The 331-nt window shown below is 59.8% G+C and carries 1 pseudogene; it reads right to left on the reverse strand.

The features are described from left to right. Positions 1-331, reverse strand: a pseudogene (locus OZ411_RS43245) (IS5/IS1182 family transposase); the annotation flags it as partial.

Genomic DNA, 331 nt, shown 5'->3' on the forward strand with positions numbered 1-331 from the left:
CGCTGCTGGACAGCATCGAGCACGTGCTCATGCTCCCATCGTGTAATCCGCCGCTCTGGCCCTGTCGTGCACTGGGACTTGAGTGAGCAGCTTTGACAGGCCGTGGTCCAGTAGCGCCGCAGCATCTTGCCGTCTTCTTCATTCGTGTAGCGATATGGCAGCCGCTCTCCAGCTGGATAGGCGTCTTCTTCCGGCAAATAGACAAAGTCCTGCTTGCCGAAACGCCCTTTCGATTTGGCGCCCGACGTTAGCGGCTTGGGCAGAGTCACTGTGATGCCGGCCTCGTGGCACGCAAGGATCTCCGGGCTGTTGAAGTAGCCGCGATCGGCTA

It is taken from the genome of Bradyrhizobium sp. Arg237L, from assembly GCF_029990105.1.
In the GTDB taxonomy this organism is placed as follows: Bacteria; Pseudomonadota; Alphaproteobacteria; order Rhizobiales; family Xanthobacteraceae; genus Bradyrhizobium.